The organism is Bacillus sp. 05T22, assembly GCF_056396765.1.
This window is the reverse complement of sequence record NZ_JBFTMC010000277.1, coordinates 1-565: the sequence shown is the minus strand read 5'-3', so window position 1 is coordinate 565 and position 565 is coordinate 1. Positions and strand designations below refer to the sequence as shown.

The 565-nt window shown below is 34.3% G+C and carries 1 protein-coding gene and 1 pseudogene; both read right to left on the bottom strand.

Annotated elements, in window-relative coordinates:
* Positions 1-128, bottom strand: a pseudogene (locus AC1DIT_RS28410) (serine/threonine protein kinase); the annotation flags it as partial.
* A 72-nt stretch (positions 129-200) separates the two neighbouring features.
* Positions 201-565: recombinase family protein (locus tag AC1DIT_RS28405; protein ID WP_476998624.1), on the bottom strand; the 365-nt coding region annotated here is incomplete at its 5' end.

The following is a 565-nucleotide window of genomic DNA, read 5'->3' as shown; positions in this document are numbered from 1 at the left end:
GTCCCTAAACACTTCCAAATTCTAGGAATATCTTTAACTACTACAGGCTCGAATTCATCCTCACTTCTTATGCTTACCTCTTTTAATAATTCGTCCTTTATCAATCCCACAAAACTATTTATACTCATCATTTCCACTCCGGTTTTGTTAAAAGGGGTCCCATCCACATTTTAAAATGAATATGTCAAAACATATACAATTTAATTTTCCTCATACTGTTTGGCAAGTTTATAAAATGAGGAACGTTTGATGCCATACTTTTTCATAGCTCCTACGGCTGTAATTGAACCGGATTTCCATTCTTTGTAAGCATCCATAAATTCTTCTGTTATTTCGACAGGCGGACGTCCTAAACGTTTACCTTGCTTCCTAGCAAGAGCAATTCCTTCAGCTTGACGTTGTTTAATATCAATGCGCTCTTTTTCTGCAAAGGCAGATAATATTGTCAGTGTTGCTTTTTGAATTGCGCTCTGAATAACATCATTTGTACTTTCTCCAGTGTAATTGACGTTAATGTATGGTTCCTTTATAAATTGTAAATTTACTTTATGTTTTTCGTAATATA